This window comes from Photobacterium ganghwense (genome assembly GCF_003025595.1).
In the GTDB taxonomy this organism is placed as follows: Bacteria; Pseudomonadota; Gammaproteobacteria; order Enterobacterales; family Vibrionaceae; genus Photobacterium; species Photobacterium ganghwense.
Map to the genome: position 1 here is coordinate 285,375 of NZ_PYMI01000004.1, position 17,755 is coordinate 303,129.

General features: G+C 46.8%; 19 protein-coding genes. 7 read left to right on the plus strand and 12 right to left on the minus strand.

The annotated features are described in order from the left end of the window. Positions 1–20: 20 nt before the first annotated feature. From C9I92_RS15725 to C9I92_RS15745, 5 genes are all read right to left on the minus strand, one after another. Positions 21–689 carry a YdcF family protein gene (locus C9I92_RS15725; protein ID WP_047885958.1) on the minus strand — a complete coding sequence of 223 codons (669 nt, stop codon included), beginning with the start codon at positions 687–689 and terminating at the stop codon, positions 21–23. Between the two features lie 300 nt (positions 690–989). Beyond that, positions 990–1,532, minus strand: a complete 543-nt coding sequence (locus C9I92_RS15730) for a YaeQ family protein (protein WP_047885959.1) — start codon at positions 1,530–1,532, stop codon at positions 990–992. Between the two features lie 162 nt (positions 1,533–1,694). Further along, positions 1,695–2,066: a GIY-YIG nuclease family protein gene (locus C9I92_RS15735; protein ID WP_084712608.1), complete on the minus strand. Its 372-nt coding sequence runs from the start codon at positions 2,064–2,066 to the stop codon at positions 1,695–1,697. 152 nt (positions 2,067–2,218) lie between these two features. Continuing rightward, positions 2,219–2,884, minus strand: a complete 666-nt coding sequence (locus C9I92_RS15740) for a YceH family protein (RefSeq protein WP_047885960.1) — start codon at positions 2,882–2,884, stop codon at positions 2,219–2,221. Positions 2,885–3,254: 370 nt separating this feature from the next. Next, positions 3,255–4,202: a GGDEF domain-containing response regulator gene (locus C9I92_RS15745; RefSeq protein WP_047885961.1), complete on the minus strand. Its 948-nt coding sequence runs from the start codon at positions 4,200–4,202 to the stop codon at positions 3,255–3,257. 270 nt (positions 4,203–4,472) lie between these two features. On the opposite strand from C9I92_RS15745, the gene C9I92_RS15750 reads away from it, so the two are divergent. The 4 genes from C9I92_RS15750 to C9I92_RS15765 all read left to right on the plus strand — a co-directional run bounded on the left by C9I92_RS15750 (position 4,473) and on the right by C9I92_RS15765 (position 10,261). Further along, positions 4,473–4,919: a DUF3069 domain-containing protein gene (locus tag C9I92_RS15750; protein WP_047885962.1), complete on the plus strand. Its 447-nt coding sequence runs from the start codon at positions 4,473–4,475 to the stop codon at positions 4,917–4,919. 241 nt (positions 4,920–5,160) lie between these two features. Further along, a complete protein-coding gene (locus tag C9I92_RS15755; RefSeq protein WP_169776042.1) occupies positions 5,161–6,522 on the plus strand; it encodes a winged helix-turn-helix domain-containing protein in 1,362 nt (453 codons plus the stop codon). A gap of 313 nt (positions 6,523–6,835) precedes the next feature. Then, on the plus strand, positions 6,836–9,214 hold the full coding sequence (locus C9I92_RS15760; RefSeq protein WP_047886356.1) for a fatty acid cis/trans isomerase: 2,379 nt from the start codon (positions 6,836–6,838) through the stop codon (positions 9,212–9,214). A gap of 378 nt (positions 9,215–9,592) precedes the next feature. Continuing rightward, positions 9,593–10,261 carry a cytochrome b/b6 domain-containing protein gene (locus C9I92_RS15765; protein WP_047885963.1) on the plus strand — a complete coding sequence of 223 codons (669 nt, stop codon included), beginning with the start codon at positions 9,593–9,595 and terminating at the stop codon, positions 10,259–10,261. A gap of 152 nt (positions 10,262–10,413) precedes the next feature. On the opposite strand, the gene C9I92_RS15770 is transcribed toward C9I92_RS15765, so the two are convergent. Further along, a complete protein-coding gene (locus C9I92_RS15770; RefSeq protein WP_047885964.1) occupies positions 10,414–10,860 on the minus strand; it encodes a c-type cytochrome in 447 nt (148 codons plus the stop codon). A gap of 384 nt (positions 10,861–11,244) precedes the next feature. Between C9I92_RS15770 and C9I92_RS15775 the strand changes: the two genes are divergently transcribed. Both C9I92_RS15775 and C9I92_RS15780 read left to right on the plus strand, forming a co-directional pair. Beyond that, positions 11,245–11,586: a hypothetical protein gene (locus tag C9I92_RS15775; protein ID WP_047885965.1), complete on the plus strand. Its 342-nt coding sequence runs from the start codon at positions 11,245–11,247 to the stop codon at positions 11,584–11,586. A 214-nt stretch (positions 11,587–11,800) separates the two neighbouring features. Continuing rightward, positions 11,801–12,616 (plus strand): DUF2797 domain-containing protein, encoded by an 816-nt coding sequence (locus C9I92_RS15780; protein ID WP_047885966.1) that lies wholly within the window; start codon positions 11,801–11,803, stop codon positions 12,614–12,616. 271 nt (positions 12,617–12,887) lie between these two features. Here C9I92_RS15780 and C9I92_RS15785 read toward each other — a convergent pair whose 3' ends face one another. The 4 genes from C9I92_RS15785 to C9I92_RS15800 all read right to left on the minus strand — a co-directional run bounded on the left by C9I92_RS15785 (position 12,888) and on the right by C9I92_RS15800 (position 15,676). Continuing rightward, complete coding sequence (locus tag C9I92_RS15785) at positions 12,888–13,547, minus strand: putative ATP-dependent zinc protease (protein WP_047886357.1); 660 nt, start codon at positions 13,545–13,547, stop codon at positions 12,888–12,890. A 175-nt stretch (positions 13,548–13,722) separates the two neighbouring features. Then, positions 13,723–14,610 carry a phosphotransferase gene (locus C9I92_RS15790; RefSeq protein WP_047885967.1) on the minus strand — a complete coding sequence of 296 codons (888 nt, stop codon included), beginning with the start codon at positions 14,608–14,610 and terminating at the stop codon, positions 13,723–13,725. Between the two features lie 404 nt (positions 14,611–15,014). Continuing rightward, complete coding sequence (locus C9I92_RS15795; protein ID WP_047885968.1) at positions 15,015–15,248, minus strand: DUF3389 domain-containing protein; 234 nt, start codon at positions 15,246–15,248, stop codon at positions 15,015–15,017. Next, on the minus strand, positions 15,245–15,676 hold the full coding sequence (locus C9I92_RS15800; RefSeq protein ID WP_047885969.1) for a hotdog fold thioesterase: 432 nt from the start codon (positions 15,674–15,676) through the stop codon (positions 15,245–15,247). The genes C9I92_RS15795 and C9I92_RS15800 overlap by 4 nt, the downstream gene beginning before the upstream one ends. Positions 15,677–15,793: 117 nt before the next feature. Between C9I92_RS15800 and C9I92_RS15805 the strand changes: the two genes are divergently transcribed. Beyond that, positions 15,794–16,576, plus strand: a complete 783-nt coding sequence (locus C9I92_RS15805; RefSeq protein WP_047885970.1) for a M48 family metallopeptidase — start codon at positions 15,794–15,796, stop codon at positions 16,574–16,576. Between the two features lie 143 nt (positions 16,577–16,719). Here C9I92_RS15805 and C9I92_RS15810 read toward each other — a convergent pair whose 3' ends face one another. Then, positions 16,720–16,911 (minus strand): hypothetical protein, encoded by a 192-nt coding sequence (locus C9I92_RS15810; protein ID WP_047885971.1) that lies wholly within the window; start codon positions 16,909–16,911, stop codon positions 16,720–16,722. A gap of 46 nt (positions 16,912–16,957) precedes the next feature. Next, positions 16,958–17,419, minus strand: a complete 462-nt coding sequence (locus C9I92_RS15815; RefSeq protein WP_047885972.1) for a TetR family transcriptional regulator — start codon at positions 17,417–17,419, stop codon at positions 16,958–16,960. Positions 17,420–17,755: the final 336 nt, after the last annotated feature.

A 17,755-nucleotide genomic window follows, 5' to 3' on the forward strand; every position in this document is an offset into this window, starting at 1 on the left:
TCACTGGGCTCTGGCGTCGCTTAACTGGTGCTCTCTTCTGGCTCTTTTGCCACTAGATGACCGTCAAACCCCAGCTTCACCAGTTCATTAAAAGCTGCCCACACATCGTCAGGAATGTCCTGTTCAATGGCAAAACCATATTGTGGGTACACTTTAATCCGTTCCAAATCCCCCACCATCACGTTCACAACGTCACAAAAGGACAAGTGGTCATCCGGGTAGTTGTCAAAGCTGATTGGCGGAGAGGCAACCATCACCTCTTTGCCCGGCCACTGACACATGAAGGTCGCATAGCTGCGGCGTTCCATAAATGGCTTTTGCACCAAAATAAAACGCTGTGGTGCCAAGCCTTTGGCTTCAAGTAAGGCGCGGGTAAACTGGATATTTTCTCCGGTGTTGGTCGACTGTGGCTCAATCAGAATATCGGAAGCAGGTACGCCCATATCCGTTGCGATAGCAGCGAAAGCTTCAGCTTCTGATGCGTCAAACAGTCCTTGGGTCAGTTCACCAACACCGCCGGAGAAAACCAGATAAGGAGCAAAGCCATCAAGGTAAAGTTGTGCTGCATATTCAGCGACCCGAAGGTCATTACTACATAGCACGACAATGCAATCGGCGGGAGACAAGGTGTGATTGAGCTGGTGATAATTCCATACCTTGGTGGCCAGGGCATGAACCGTTGATGACATAGCATTACTCCTTATCAGTGGGATATTTCCATCGAATGTCATCACCATACATCACGGTATGTGTAAGAAGGTAACAAGCAGGTCATTGCCTCGAATTCAGAATGAGGCAATGTGAACCGTGATTCGCAGGTGAGTTCACGACATTCTTTTGCGCGATCTCAATCAGATGCTTTCAGTATACAGTGGCGAAATCAAATGACGGCTTGATGACAATCATTGCAAGCCGTCTTCTGAGCATTTTTCACCCGAATAACCTGACAGGGAAGAAATTATAACGCTGACCTGAAAACTGACTGGTAATCAGGCGCGATGCCACCACTCAGGATTGATCGTGCAGCTCTTTTCACCGGCACTCAGCCACCCCTGCTCACCTTCAATGGTCAGCTGCAACTGCATTGAACGCTCAGTCAAGTCTTCCAGTTCTGCCAATGTCTGATCATTAACAAACATCACGGAAATATTGCCATACTGCTGAATTTTGGTTTTGTTCTGCTGCCACCAAATTGGCGCGGCATTATCACCATAAGCCACAATCAGCGCTTTCTTTGCACGGTGTGCCGCTTTCTTCAGTCGTTTCTCATCGGGTAAACCAAGATCAATCCATAGTTCGATCTCATCACTCAGGTTTTTAATCCAGAGATCCGGCTCATCAGTATCGCACAGCCCCTTGGTGAACAGCAGATCTTCATCCGCATTCAGTCCCCAGGTAATCAGTCTGAGCATTAGACGCTGAACAGTTTCAGAAGGGTGACACGCCAAGGTGTGAGACTTGTCGATGTATACATGACGATCAAGATCCGCCACATTGATGTGTGCTTTGTAAATAGTGGCTTTAAGCGCCATAACAGTGTTCCCTAAACATTCCCCTTTTGGGGTAAATACGCGACCGAAAGCAGTTTAGTGTCAACTGACTGACGGTTCAATTTCCAAAAGATACCTTTTAACGATACCTGAAGGTTTAATGAGAGGAATATCAACCAATAACGGAAAGGATTACATTCAGTCTCAATCCAGCAGTGACCACAGCAGTTGTGAGTCTTTATCACTCTGCAGGATAAGTTGCTCCTTTCGCGCTTTTGTCAGCCGTTTTATCCGATATTCCAACTGCATCGCTGTCCGTTTATCACCAACACTATGCGACCAGACAAGAGACAGCGGACCTTTTCCTTTCAGATACTTTGCCCCTCGGGGCGAGGACTGATGCTCCTCAAAACGGCGATTGACGTCTGTCGTCACACCACAATAAAGCTGGTCTCGGGCCGTTCTGATTAAATAGACCGACCAGATAGCCTGTTTCTTGCAAGTCTGTTTCTGAAGAGCCTGATCTGTGAAATCCTGTGTGGAGAGGATCGGTTCACTGGCGGTTGGCAATTCCATCGAAAGTCCTGACACTCTCAACTCTACTCTTTTAACCACTCATCAATGATGTGGATAACCAAAGAGTAGATAACTTGATTGGCAAAGTGTTAAGAAAGACGCAGCCTAACACAAAAAAGCCCGGCACTGCCGGGCTTTGTGTAAAAACAGAATTAAGAGGTTAAAGATTCGACCAAGGCTTTCAATTCCGCCACTTCCTGCTTCAGGGCTTCAACCTCACTCTCAAGCGCTTCAATACGTTCAGACGCAGCAGATGAAACCGGTGCAGCTGAAGCGGCAGCCTGTTGCAAAGCGTCCAGATCCACTTCTCCGCTGAACAGATGCATATAGCGGGAGTCACGTTTACCCGGCTCTTTAGGCAGTTTTACGACAAACGGCCCCTTCGGGTGTTCAGCCAGATCATTGAGAACCTGTTCCGCTTCCCTGACATCTTTAAAATCACAAAGACGATTGGTACGAGTACGAATTTCACCGGCAGTCTGAGGACCACGCAGTAATAACACACAAATGACCGCTTTTTCCTGCTGGCTGAACTGGAACGTGCTGAACTCTGTATTACAGAATCGGTGCTGATACTTTGACACGCGACTGCCAAAGCCTGCGGTCACTTCCTGAATAATACGCTTTACTTTCAACGCTTCGACCGTATCCTGCACATCCGCTTCTTCCAGCGCCATCACAGGATCACGATTACTTTTCTGATTACAGGCAGTCGTCAGACTGTTTAATGTTAATGGGTATTGATCAGGTGTGGTTACCTCTTTCTCTAGTAAGCAACCGACAACACGCGCTTCTGTTTGTGAAAAGCAAATATCCATGATCTTCCCTCACCCTTTTTTCAACAATACAAATTCAACTGGGCACCTGCCAGCACTGACAAATCAACCGGTTAGAACCTGTGATTAAGAGAGAAAGATACCCACTGGAATACGCACTGGTTTGAAGGAGATTAGCACGCTCTGCCGGAACGGCAAGCATCTTGGGTGTCGATTGGTGCTAAAAACGCCAAATCGTCGTCATTGAGGAAAATAATGTTAGCGCTGTCATAGAAAAAGCGGCCGCACAATTTATTTTATTGCAGCCACTTCAATACGCTGATTGTTTATCGGTTCATTTATAGACGGAATGTTGCTGTCGAGGAAACCAGACACTTCAGAGACCAAGTACTCGATATTTGTGTACCAGACATCAGGTGAACTCTGCCGCCACAAAGCGGTTACGCCCCTGCTCCTTGGCTTTATACAAAACTTTATCCACGATTTCGTACATGTTCTCAGCCGTCTCCAGCCCTGTAGGCACCCATGACACCATCCCCTGACTAACAGTGACAATATCTGACGTCAGGGACTTAGAATGTGGAATTTCCAGCCGTTGAATGCCGTCTTTGAGGCGTTCACATTCGCGAACAGCTCGGGTTTTATCGCAATTACTCAGCAGCACCACAAACTCTTCACCGCCGTAACGCGCGGCCAGTTCTCCGGCTCGACTGAAGTTTTTCCGCAGTTCATCCGCAACGGCCTGCAGGCAACGATCGCCTTCCAGGTGGCCGTAATGATCGTTAAAGAGCTTAAAGTGATCCACGTCGATCATAATCATGGTCATCGGGAAATTATTGCGACCATGCCATGCCAGCAACTCTGTCAGCTTCTGATCCAGATAGCGACGGTTTGCCAACTGAGTCAGGCCGTCTTCATTGACCTGCTGTGACAACAGCTCATTGGCCTGCTCAAGTTTCTCTGAGGTTTCTTTAAGCTGGTGACGCATATGCGCTATACGCTGCATGGCTTTGAGCTTGGCCGCGAGCACAATTTTGTTGACCGGCTTCACCAGATAGTCATCGCCGCCCATATCAATAGCCGTCGCGATCATTTCAGGTTCATCATGACCACTGAGGAAGATAATGGGGATCCAGTCCGGGTGTTTAATGCGGATTTTCTCCGCCACTTCAGTGCCGCTCATGTCAGGCATACTGACATCAAGCAGGATTAAGTCAGGGTCAAATAAGGGATATTTGTCAATAGCCTCCTGCCCGGAAGCAACGGCTTCGACAATATGCCCCAGACGCTGCAGGCGCATCGCCAACTGCATCCTTTCCAGATGCACATCGTCTACCAGTAGTATCCGCATTGCTTCCATGTCGGCATCCCTTTGATTTAGAGTCTTTTCCTTTAGATAAGTTATAGCACAGGTTGCTTATTTCCCCAGCATTGCCTCAATACTAACCACAGCAAATGCATTGAACGTGATTCTGATAACAAGTTTGATGTGTACGCGAGAAGTCTTTGCGAGAATCTATCGCAAATTACGCTATGCTAATCCTGCTTCATCCTGCGGTTCGCTGTTGACATTTTGTCACAGGACTATAGGATTCCGACCCTCAATCTTTACATGCTGTAGGAACTAGCGATGTCTGATATCGTAAACACTGAAGAACAACTAGAAGAAACGCTGACACTGGATGATTGCTCCCCTGAGCTTCGTCAGGTTGTTGAGTTTGAGCAAGTACCGGAAGAACTGCTGGGCATGCTGGTAAGTGTGTATAAAGCTTCTGAATCAACAACACGTGAAGCGTGGGATCAGCTACCAGGCAGCGCACAAAACGTTCTGGATAACTTCGAACAGTTCCACGCTCTGGTTGCTCTGAGCCAAAGCTACTCTGGCATTGATTTCCTGGGTGAAATGCAGGAAACAGAAAAACCATCAGACATGACTGATGAAGAATTCGCTGAATACAAAGCAGTAATGCTGGATAAAGTGCTGCACAACTGCGTTAAAGACATGTGTAAGCAGCTGAAGAAAGCGCGCCGTCACCCACCAATGAAGCGTGAGTTTTTGGAAATCTTCAAAAAATAATCATGCGCTTACGGGGAGGTCAGCCTCCCCGTTCACGGTTCCACATCAGTTGTTAGTCATCAGTGATTAGTAAAAGCCTGCCAATCCAAGGTAATGGCCTGATAGATTCTTATCAAAAAAATTTTTTATTGATAATTTAATGACTCTCTACCCGCTCCGAACAGGTATATTGGCCTGACAGTCGACAGCATCTCATTACACCATGAACACACACTTGCATTTACCACAGGATTCTTCCGACGTGTCTGAATCCGGCTCTGTGACGGCGTCACTAACAGCTCAAACGTCGCTTTGCCGATATGTGTTTAAGAATGAGTGCGAGTTTATTCCTCATCAGAGCCTGGTTCGCTCACAGCATCGCTCTTACCCGCTCAACTATTCTGAACACAACATTCTGAGCTACCTACTGGCGCACAAGGCACATCCGGTCAGTAAAACGGATCTCCTGAAAGCAGGCTGGCCAGACCGGGTCGTTTCCGAAGCCTCTTTGTTTCAGGTCATCAGAAGCCTCAGGGTCAAGCTGGAAGAATCAGTGAAGGGCGAAGTTATCAAAACCGTCCCACGGGTTGGTTATCAGATTCCGGAAATCCGCATTGAACCGATAGTAACGCAATCGCCGCAGGATCTTAAATCGCCCCCTCAGCATGAAAAAATAGGTGTCAAAGCATGGGTGATAGGGTCACTAATCGCAACTGGTGTTGTGGGTACGTTGCTCTCGTTTGCGGTATCTCGAAACGCAGAATCTGAGCCTCAATTTCCGTTCGTCACCCATCAATATTTGCTGGATGCCAGCCAGATCACCGTGATTGCTGGCACGCAGCCGGAAATCGAAGATCTTATCGCCAAATTAAATCAGCTTTATCACGACTATCAGCAGGTATCTGGATCTACTTTGAAGGTGCGCGTTTTCGCCTTTAAAGATGAACAGGCCTATTCTGTCTCATGGTGTCAGCTGAGTGATGATCGTAGCTGTCTTTCGGACACCGATTTTTCATTTGTGATTGCGCAAAACAACTGGGATGTATTTCATCAGTCAGCCCTGTCCCAACTGCCACAGAAACGCGCAACGCCGATCATTCAGACGGACATGGCACGCGAGCCCACCTCGCAAATCTATATTCAGTATGTCGACGATTCCGGCATCGATTCCAAAGTGGTTTATCAGTATGCTTCCCAGACCGCTGATGCCTCGTGGAGTTATTCGAATATGAGCTTTATCTCCGAAGCCGTATCGGATTACCACCATGTTTTGTCAATCAGTGCCACTGTTCTGCAAATGACGCCTAATCAATCGGCCACACTAGCAACAGCTCAAGTGACACCAGAAATGTACCACTGGGCATATCAGTCAAATACGATCATTCAGGAAAATGCCTCAATGGCCATTCAGGCCGAAAATGCCCTGCGTCAGCACTACGAATCGCATGCACCTATGAATCAATTCCTGCTTTACCAGCAGCCCTATCTGGATTTGGTCTTTAACGAGTATCTGGGCATTTACTGGGTGCATAACAGCGAGAAAAACACGCTTTTCAGACCTACCGCGCCTTTGAAACAACGCACAGAGGCACAAGAAAATAGCGGCAATCATTTACAGCAATAACAACGGATAGCATCGCAGGTTATTCGTTCTGCTATTTCTTCATAGTAGTATCAGTCATCTGCTCGTTACCGATGGCAGATAGCGAGAAAAGAATAACGCATTCCCTCCCAGCCTGCCCTGATAGTCAGCCAGTTCAATACCGGAAGCCTGGGCATTTCGCCGACAGCTCAGGTACAATTCATGCTTTCTCTCGATTTTGGGCAAACGCTGCGCCAAGTTTGCTTCATTTGGGATTAGTCTTAAATTGATAAAGGTTATGCCCTTTGTCTATCGGAAGCAGTTTTGCATTCACTTTTTGCCGGTTTATTCATTCATGCTAACAATAACAAAATCAATAAAACGAATAGCGCTCGTTGCCGTAACACTCCTCTTCTCTGGTTGTGCCATTTATGCCGGTATCAACTTCGACCAGATTTATGGCAAAGCCGCTCCCCAGCAACGTATCGCTCCCCCCGCATCCCTTCAGGCCAATATGTATCTGACGGAAGTAAAGCCGATCATTGAAAACCGCTGCGTTGTCTGCCATGCCTGCTATGACGCGCCCTGCCAGCTGAAGTTTTCTTCTGCGGAGGGGATTGATCGTGGTGCCAACAAAGAAAAAGTGTACGAAGGGACGCGACTGCTTGCGGCCAACACCACTCGCATGTTCATCGATGCCCAGAATACGGCTGAATGGCGCGACCTTGGCTTTAATGCCATTTTAAATGAACGCGCTCAGACGCCGGATGCGAACACTCAGGCGGGCGTAATGGCGCGTATGCTGAAACTCAAGCAAGCGCACCCACTCCCTCAGCAAGCAATACTGACACCCGATGAGTGGGATTTTTCGCTCGATCGCAATCAACAGTGCCCAACCATTGAAGAAATGTCAGGCTTTGAGCTCAACTATCCACAATGGGGAATGCCATATGGTTTACCTCAAATCAGTGATGCTGAACACGAAGTACTGATGAACTGGTTGTCTTTAGGCGCGCCGATGAGCAGTGTTTCGCCACCCGACGCGGCAAACCTTGCTCTGCTAGAAAAATGGGAAAGCTTCCTTAACGGTGACAGCCTGAAGCAGCAACTGGTCAGCCGTTACATTTACGAGCACCTGTTTGTCTCGCACCTGTATTTTAGCGAAGTCAAACAACCAGTGTTTTTTAATCTGGTTCGCTCACGTACCGCACCCGGTAAGCCTATCGATCTGATTGCAACGCGCCGCCCGTTTGATGATCCTGATGTTGATCGCGTGTATTACCGCTTCCAGCAGGTTCGGGAAACCATTGTCGACAAAACGCATATGCCTTATGCACTGAACGCCGACAAAATGGCACGTATTCGTGCGTTATTTTTTGAACCTGAGTACGAGATTGATACCCTGCCGGGGTACGAACCGGAACTGGCGGCCAACCCGCTGAGTGCCTTCCGTCAATTACCGGTAAATGCCCGTTATCGCTTCATGCTGGATAATGCGCAGAATACGATCATGGGGTTCATCAAAGGCCCGGTATGCCGGGGCCAGCTTACTCTTAATGTGATCAACGACAGATTCTGGGTGTTCTTCGTGAATCCGGAAATGTCAGACAGCCCGAAAGTCAGTGCCTTTTATGATGAGCAGGCTGCCAATCTGCTTATGCCAGCAGAACATGAAAGTAACACCCTGCCAATCAGCAACTGGATTGGCTATGCCAAACAGCAAGGACGGTTCCTGCGCGCAAAAAATGCATTTCTTGCTGATACCTTTAAAGGCGGTGAGCACCTGACAACGGCGGTAATCTGGGATGGTGACGGCCACAATGATAACGCTACACTCACAGTATTACGCCACTTTGACAGTGCGACTGTCACCAAAGGACTGGTAGGTACGCATCCTAAAACCGCATGGGTACTCGACTATTCCCTGTTTGAGCGGATTCATTATTTGCTGGTCGCCGGTTTTGATGTTTACGGCAACTTCGGCCACCAGCTTGTCACCCGGATGTACATGGACTTCTTGCGGATGGAAGGTGAATCCAACTTCCTGTCTCTGCTTCCGGCTGATATACGTCATCAGGAATTGGCTAACTGGTATCAGGATGCCGATCAAAATCTGAGCAAATTTATTCAGGGTGATATCAATCAGTTTTCGCAACCTACCGGCATTACCTTCAAAACCGATGACCCAAAATCGGAGTTGCTGAATATGCTGGAAAATAAACTGAAGCCAGTCAGTTCGCCGCGTTACGATTATCGTCAGGCAACACTGCAACCTGAAAGTCTTGCGCTGCTCGAGCAGATCGATGCACTTAAAGGCACGCAGGCCACCCTTTTTCCTGAGCTGACATTTATCATGGTCGAACCGGCCGCCGCCAAAAGCAGGCCACAACTGTTTACCCTGATCCGAAACAGCGCACACAAAAACGTTTCCAGCCTGTTTGATGAAGAATCGAACCGTCTGTACGAACAGGATGACATGACTTTAGTGAAAGGGCTGCTGGGCAGTTACCCTGGCGCTTTCTGGCAAGTCAAAGAAGCGGTTTTGCCTGAACTGGTTAAGCAACTTTCTCAGACCACCGATGAGAAAAGCTATCAGGCTTTCATGACCCGGTTTGGTGTTCGCCGTACTGACCCGAACTTCTGGTCGTTCAGCGATGCGATTAATACCCTGTATCGTGAGAACTACCCTATTGAAGCTGGTTTGCTGGATTACAACAGGTTAGAAAACAGATAAGCCTGATTAAACTGTTCGTCTTTGTGTCTACCTGGCTATTTTTATTCCGCTAGTTGTCTAAATAGTCATTTGTTAAGCCGCTAATTTTTAGATAGCTATTTCTTAAGTAGCCATTTCATAAGTAGCTATTTCATAAGTAGCGGTTTTCCTTCATGACAGCCGGCCCGCCGCAACGCGGGCCGCTTCAATATCCATCAGACTCTTCTATTGACTCTTTCTCACAGCCAGCAGCGAAGGCATAGACGAAGAACGCATTTCGCTTGATGATAAATGTAAATAATTGAAAATATTTAGCGTCCTGTGTAGCCACACTGTTTTCAGAAGGTAAAATAGGTGCATATTGAATGCACACGTTCAGACATCACGGAGACTCCTCGCATGACATCCACCACCCACTATCCGGTTTGGGACAGTTTTATTCGCGGCTATCACTGGCTTCAGGTGATGTCTGTTGCAGGGCTTTGGTATACAGGCACAGAAGGGTTAATGGACTGGCATTTTGCTATTGCCTATTTCCTGTTGGCGTTGCTTTTAACGCGTCTTATCTGGGGCGTGATCGGCAGTGAAACCGCTCAGTTTCGCCACTTCGTCCGTTCTCCGTCAACAGCACTCCAATATCTGACAGCAATACGTCGCGGTGGCGAATCATCCAATGTTGGTCATAATCCTGCCGGGGCATACATGGTCGTTGCTTTCATGTTGCTGCTCGCCACTCAGCTGACAACGGGCTTATTTGCCAACGATGATATTATTTCTGAAGGCCCGCTGGCGCAATATGTCAGTGGGGAACTGAGCAGTTTGATGACATCTATTCACGCCATTAATTTCAATCTTATTCTTGGTGCCATCGCGTTGCATGTCATTGCGATTACCGTTTATCTGCTGCGTAAAGACAACCTGATCACTCCAATGATTACGGGTAAAAAAGCGCTGAAAGCCAACCCACCCAAAATGCATAATGGTCTGGTGGCATGGGGAATTACCGCCGCAATCGGCAGCCTGATTTATTTTACCTGGGCTGAAGAAGTTGTCGCCTACTTGTGGTAGTCCTTGTTTGATAACTGACCTCTGTGTTGACGTCATCGCGGGGATTTTGCTGGCGATTATGCGCTTATAAAACGGTTTAAATCATTACGTTCATATTCTAAAAAAAGCCAGGTTTCATACCTGGCTTTTCTGTTTCAGTGTCATGACAACAATTAGCGATATTTGTAATCACTGTGGCACGATTTACAGTTTTTCGCAGCCTGAGCAAACGCACGCTTGGTTGCTTTTTCATCGCCATCACGGGCAACGTTTGCCAGATTGGCCATATCCTGTTGGAAGGTAGTTAGTTTGGCACTGAAACCATTCCAGTCAGACCAGATTTCAGGGCGTGCTTTCGTTTCGCCTTTGTCTGAACCTTCGTATTTAAAGCCTTCTTCAGGCATATAAGTCAACTGAGAAACAAACTGGGCACGCTGGCTGAACAGCTTCTGATCCCATTCTTTGCTTCCTTTAACCATTGCAGCCATGTCGCCAAAGTTGGCAGCAATCAGAGTAAACGCAGACTGACGGTATTTGATAGCTTCAGCAGGTTTTTCAAACGGGCTGGCGACAGCCCCGGCAGCAAGAAACATGCACCCAGCGATCATTATTTTTTTCATTGGTTCACTTCCCTATTTTGATATTGTGGCCTGAAGATAAAACCATGTAATTAAGACAAAATGATTTTATTCAGGATAATTGGGCATAGCAGTAAAAATGATACCAAGATGCAAATAGCTGTAAACACATGCCTTGATTAACTTACAAATATTTACAATATCCGAACACAATTGCCTTATATATCACAGTCTTCCTATATGATTAGGGCATAATAATCTCTGTAATTAATACGTCAGGCTATATCAGCAGGAAATATTAGATTCATCAGCAAAGACAGTGCACTACACTTGCATTTCACCTTGGTGAAAAAATAGTTTTCTGCGGTTTATTCCTAATTCTATTTTGAGAAAATCACAAAGAGATAAATTGTCAGCAGGTTAGCTATGTTTGAGCATGTTAAAAATGACATCCTTCCCTTTAACCGTTTCTTGTTCAGGCTGTTCAAATTTTACTGTCTGGCCTGTGCACTGCTGCTTTTAGGCATTCTGCCAGGTGTGATTGGCTTTATGGTGCTGGATGATTTAACCCTTTTCCAGTCCTTCATGAATGCGATTTCATTGCTGGGTAGTATTGAACTGCCCCATCCACCGCAAACTGCCCACTCTCATGTGTTTACTGCACTCTACAGCTTATTCATTGAAACCGTTTTTTTTCTGGCCGTTGCTACCTTGCTCGCGCCGGTTGTCCACCGTATTTTTCATAAAATGCATTTACAGACCGATTAAACGTCATTTCCCTGTAATTACAGCGCCGACAGCACAAAGAGCCAGCAACCTGCCATATCATCGGCATCAAAATTTCGTTACCCTATCCTTATACTTATCAGGCGATATTCGGCCCACTCTTCATTGCCCTCTTTATATCGAAGACTGGCAACGGGTTGAAGAAAACGCCGCACTATTACAACTATAATGATTTTAGCAATATCAAGAGGATGCAATGTTAGGCACACTGAATAAAATGAAATCGACCTTAGGTGAGGTGGTGGAGTACCACCTGCCGGTCGGCGACGAGTTGCTGGCGCTGAACCCACTGATTGGTCAGCACCTGAAAATGACGTTTACCGGTAATATTTTTTGTGATGCCTGTGGCCGTAAAACCAAAAAGAGTTATTCACAGGGACACTGTTTCCCTTGCATGAAAAAACTGGCCCGCTGTGACATGTGCGTCATGAAGCCTGAGACCTGTCACTATGCTGAAGGCACATGCCGTGAGCCTGAGTGGGGCGATGACCATTGTATGGTGCCTCACTTTGTCTATCTGTCGAATACATCAGGGCTGAAAGTCGGTATCACTCGCCATACCCAACTGCCAACCCGCTGGATTGATCAGGGTGCCACCCAGGCCCTGGCCGTTCTGAAGGTCAAAACACGCCAGATTTCCGGTTTTGCCGAAGTGGCACTGGCCGAACTCGTTGCTGATAAAACCAACTGGCGCGCCATGTTGAAAGGCAGTCAAGATCCAATGGATCTGAAAGCCGAAGCCGAAAAACTGCTGCCACAAATTGAAGCCCGACTCAGCGATTTAGCCTTACAATTTGGTGCTGATGCCATTGAAAAGCTGGATGAGGAGATCGTTGATATTCATTACCCGGTTTCTCAATATCCAAGCAAAATTGCCTCACACAACTTTGATAAAAACCCGGTTGTGGAAGGTACACTTCTGGGTATCAAAGGCCAGTATCTGATCTTTGATACCGGGGTAATTAACATTCGTAAATTCACCAGTTACGAAGTCAGTGTTGAAACCGCCTGATATTGATAATGCAACAAAAAACGGCTGTCTCTCAGCCGTTTTTTGTTCGTTCTAAACGTTTTTTAGCTTCAGTTAGGGTTCTCGCAGACAGCTCTTATAACAAAGCGCATAAACAGCTCTCTTAAACAGTTTCCGTACATTGCTCCGAAAACCTGTTTCCACACTCGACGCCAATATTGGACGCTTTAGCTTAAATCTCACTACCTGCAAAGCCTACTGTGCTGCCTTCTGGATTTGCTGGACTGCAAGCAGGGGGCACAAGATTACTAACCTACTTTACTTTCGGCTGAACAAATTTCCGTTTTCCATCAACAACAGCCACATCGCGGATGAAGTTCACCCCGAGCACAATTCCCTGACCAGCAGTAAGAGCAAATTCAGTCAGCTCATTCAAATCACCCAGCTTAGCCCGCAGTTTAACCACAGCCTGTTTACTGTCGTTCTCTTTTGATTTCAACCAACGCTCTACGGGTAACTCGACACTCTTACCGCCAGAGCTGAATTTCACCCAGTCATTGCCATCACGCTCAAAGGCCTGAATATTGCTCACGCCTAGTGTTGATAGTTGCGCCTGAGAGTCCACCTTAGCCCGGATATGCTGTTTGGGTTGAGTTAACCAAACCCATTCTTCACTACCCAGAATTAACTTGCCATCGTCCGTCTTTGTAACCGCAGGTTTTTGAACCGGAATTGGCTGCGGTTTAGGCTTTGGTTTGGCTTCCGGCTTAACCACAGGTTTTGGCTGCGGCACAGGTGCAATGACCACCGCGGGTGCTGGCTCTTTAATGTCCGTTTCCTTCGTCGTTTGATCAGGTGTTGCTGTCTCAGGCTTGGTCACCTCAGGATTAGCTGTCGCTTCTCGGGAAGTCGTTGTCTGCTGCGCACAACCAGCCAGCAATGCCAGTGCAAAAAAGGCAGTCACTTTATTCATTTTTTTCATCCGGCAGTGTCCACTTATCCCTTATTACTAATACTTACCAATACATTGGCTTCTATGATAATAAATCATCCGCCTAATAAAAGTGTACTCTGTTAGATTGTCGTCAAATATGTGGCAAGCCCAGTCTGGCGCGCAAGCTTTTTACTTTGTCGTTGATAGACAGTACTTACAACTCAATCGCGCGGAACACATCCACTTTCTTCTGCAACCAGGCTTCGTCATACCAGCCCATGTTACGGCTATGCTTGGCATCATCCCACAAGCTGAAAAATGCCCGTCGCAGTTCAAACCCATCCGGTAATTCAACCGCCTGACGATATAAAGTACTCAACTCCAGTTCAGGGCGCACATCATCCAGATGGAAAATATCCAACTCGCGATGTTTATACCCTACATCACAAGGATCAAGGATCGCACTGACCTGAAATGTTGTGGCATCGAACATCACGTTCCCGATATGACAGTCGTCATGGGTCAACGACGGCGTTGAAGAGATACCGCTTAAAGTAACATGGCGATGTTGCCAGATATCATGAAGTGCTGATTTTAAAGAAGGGGAAAAAGGAGAGACTTCACTCATTACATAACGATACACCGGCTCCATCCAGTGGTCATAAGCTGGAGCAAAGTCAGATTCGTAGTGTTGCTGAGCCACTTCGAAACCCGATGCCGATGTGTATTCGTGAAGGTTCAGCATCACATCGATGAAACTGTGAGAAAATGCTTTTGTTGCTGCGGGCGTGTCAGGTAATTGATGGCCCGGGATACCCTCTACCCACTCAAGCATCAGGTACTCATGGCCTTCCTCCCGGCCAAAGAAAAAAACCTGAGGGACCTTACAAGGCAAGGCTTTTCTCAGGCGCTCCAAGCCCTCAATCTCTTTTGCCAGGCGTCCAACCTCACGAGAGAATTTCACGACCACTTTTCCTTTCGGAGAAGCCAGAAACACCAGCCAGCCGTAAAAGGTCTGCTCTTGTTTACAAAAATCCGGGGCCTGCCGAAACATCATTTTATAGGCGGATAACGCTATTTGCTCTAGCCCGTACTTACTCATCCGGCAATCCCTTACACGTCGAGAAACGCGCACATACAAAAATCAAACATTTTGCTGTACGTCTTTAATAAAACAACTGAATATTTAATCGCTTATACATTAACGTTTCATTAACCTCGAATGGAATTCGCGACGCAAAAAATGTGGCATCCCTCTCATATTAAATACCGAAAAAGTGAGCTTTCCCTATTAGCAGAGAAAAACCATTTCTCATTACATAAATAAAATAGAGATAAGTAGAGTTCCTGGCACCAAAATTTGACCTTTGTATGCCGAAAAGCGTAGAAGTGGCTTAACTTAAATGCGCAACCTGAATAATTAACGCATTGAATAGAAACAAGTTGATAGTAAGAACTGAAAATACGCCCTGGCAGAACAGGGCATAAGTAAAGCAGCGGATAATATCAGCTAATTGCAATGCCGAGGGCATCTGCCAACAGGATTAGTTGCTCTTCACTATCCAGGCGTACGGACCAGTTCACCCCAGTTCCCATCGCAGTGACAACATTGACCCCTTTACCACGTAAGGAGACATCTTCAGCCATCGCCTGAAGCGTAATGCGGGCGTCGCCATCAAGCCGAATAACCAGTTCGTACTGGTTAGCAATCACTCTGCCTTGTGAAAACACAATATTCATGCTGGCTTCTTATGCTTCATAACGGCAATGGTTAACCGGCTAGTACATACCAGTCGTCCCCGCTCATCAGTGATCTCAATTTGCCACACTTGCGTGGTTGCGCCTAAATGAATCGGACTTGTTTTACCGATAACCATCCCTGAACGCATCGCACGGATATGATTCGCATTGATATCCAGACCCACGCAATACTTGCTTTCATCCACACACATGTTGGCAGCAATCGAGCCGAGTGTTTCGGCCAACACTACCGATGCACCACCATGCAACATACCAAGAGGTTGATGCGTTCTGGATTCCACCGGCATTACCGCAGTAATACTGTTGTCGTCGAAACTGGTATATTCAATTCCCAAATGTTCAACCAGGGTATTTACCGAGGTTTTGTTCAGGCTTTCCAGCGTGAACGGTTTTTTCCATATACTCATCACGTTATCCGAATAATGAAAGTTAGGCACCATAATACGCGATATGTATAATTTCGCTATTGTCTCGCTATATTTGTTTTATGTCGTAACGCAATGAAGTACAGAAAGGAGTCTCTCATGAAACGCTTACTGCCGGCCTGTGTTTTAGCAGTGGCCGCGCTGCTTTCAGCTTGTACCAGTTCCCCAACCGGACGCCAGCAGGTACTGTTATTCTCAGAGCAGGATATGTCGCAGCTAGGCGCTCAGTCATTTGACGCACTGAAACAAGAGGAAAAAATTTACACCGACCGGAAAACCAATCAGTACGTACAGTGTGTCACGAATGCTCTGACCGCAAAATTGCCGGGTACCCAGGCATACAGTCAATGGGAAGTGGTCGTTTTTGACAGTGACCAAATTAACGCCTTTGCGCTGCCAGGAGGCAAAATTGGAGTTTACACTGGTCTGCTGAAAGTCGCCGTTAACCAAGACCAGTTGGCTACCGTCATTGGCCACGAAATTGGCCACGTGATGGCCCAACACAGTAACGAACGCCTGTCCCGCTCACAATTGGCCAATATGGGCATGCAGATTTCAAGCATGGCGATGAGCGGCACACAGTATCATGATATGGCCATGGCTGGCTTAGGGCTGGGCATGCAATACGGGGTGTTAATGCCGTATGGACGATCGCAGGAATCGGAATCGGACATTATCGGCCTGCGACTGATGGCAGAAGCCGGGTTTGATCCGAACGAGAGTATCCGTTTATGGCAGAACATGGCTAAAGCCTCAGGGGGTAATCAGCCACCGGAACTGCTATCGACCCACCCGTCGCATTCAACCCGTATTGATGATTTGAGAAAAGAGATCGGCAAACTACCGACTTACAACACGCCCCACCCTCAATGCCGTTTATAACGGTTAGCTGCAAAGCCTTGCAATATACTGCATGCACAGAAAATCTCGGTGCTCAAAAACAGCAATCAGACAAATACAAAAAAGAAAGACCGGCTTAAGCCGGTCTCTCGGTATATGCAAACACGCAGTTCGTAATCAGGTCGCTACTTGCTCAGCTCTTCAAATTTCTTGCTGAGCTCGTCTGCGGTGTCTGACGCTTTATCTGACATATCTTCCATGGCATCACGCACATCTTCCATAGAACGGCTGTCGGTCAAATCTTCGATTTCGTCTTTGTAGGTCACCCCGATATAGATACCCAAACCGACCAGCGCCAATACAATATATTTCAACATGAACTTTCTCTTAAAATCATAGCGTCTAATAAGTATAACGCTTAACTTAACGCGCCAGTGTTGTCAGTGACTTGCCCAACAACCACTCCAGCTCTTTTTCACCCTCAGCACCAAAGCGTTCCTGGCACAGCACATAGAGTCTTTCTATGCCGCGTTGCGAAAACCCGCTATCTGACTGGGCCGATGCAATATGGTGAAACAGTAAGCGCAGGGTGGCGCAGAACTTCTCGTCACTCAGAGCCGTCAGCCAACTGTCTGCAAAGCCTTCAACCCCTTTTTCAAGTTCAAGTTTCTCAACAAACATGCTGAATATGCGCTGATCCAACGCATTGGCAAAATCTTGCTTTTTGGGAAAATGGTGACTGATTCCGGTACGGGAAATGCCTGTCTGCTTGCTCAGGGTGGTGTATGACATTTTGTCATAACCCAGGGTCAAAATCTGTTCGACCACTGCATCCATAATTGTCTGGATAGTGATTTCAGTATCTTCTTTACTACGCTTTGGCATAATCCGTTGACTCTGTCTTCATCTTTATCAACAAGCCCGTCAACTACTCACGGTTTTAAGTTAACCCATCAGCAGCTCACTAAAGTCTGGCAAGTATAATAGAAACAAAATTTTATGAATAGGCGATAGCTGCAATAAAAATTGTACACCTGTTTGAATTTTGTTCTATTTTAATCAGTGAAACACTCTGCTTTTCTTTTACCCGTCAGGCGGCATGAATTTCAGGAAACGCGCGCTGACAGCGTTTTAACACCTTGACCAATAGTATAAAATTGCTTTAATTTTACAAAATAATAACATTTCAAAGGATCGAAGTATGAATCTACCTCTGCAATC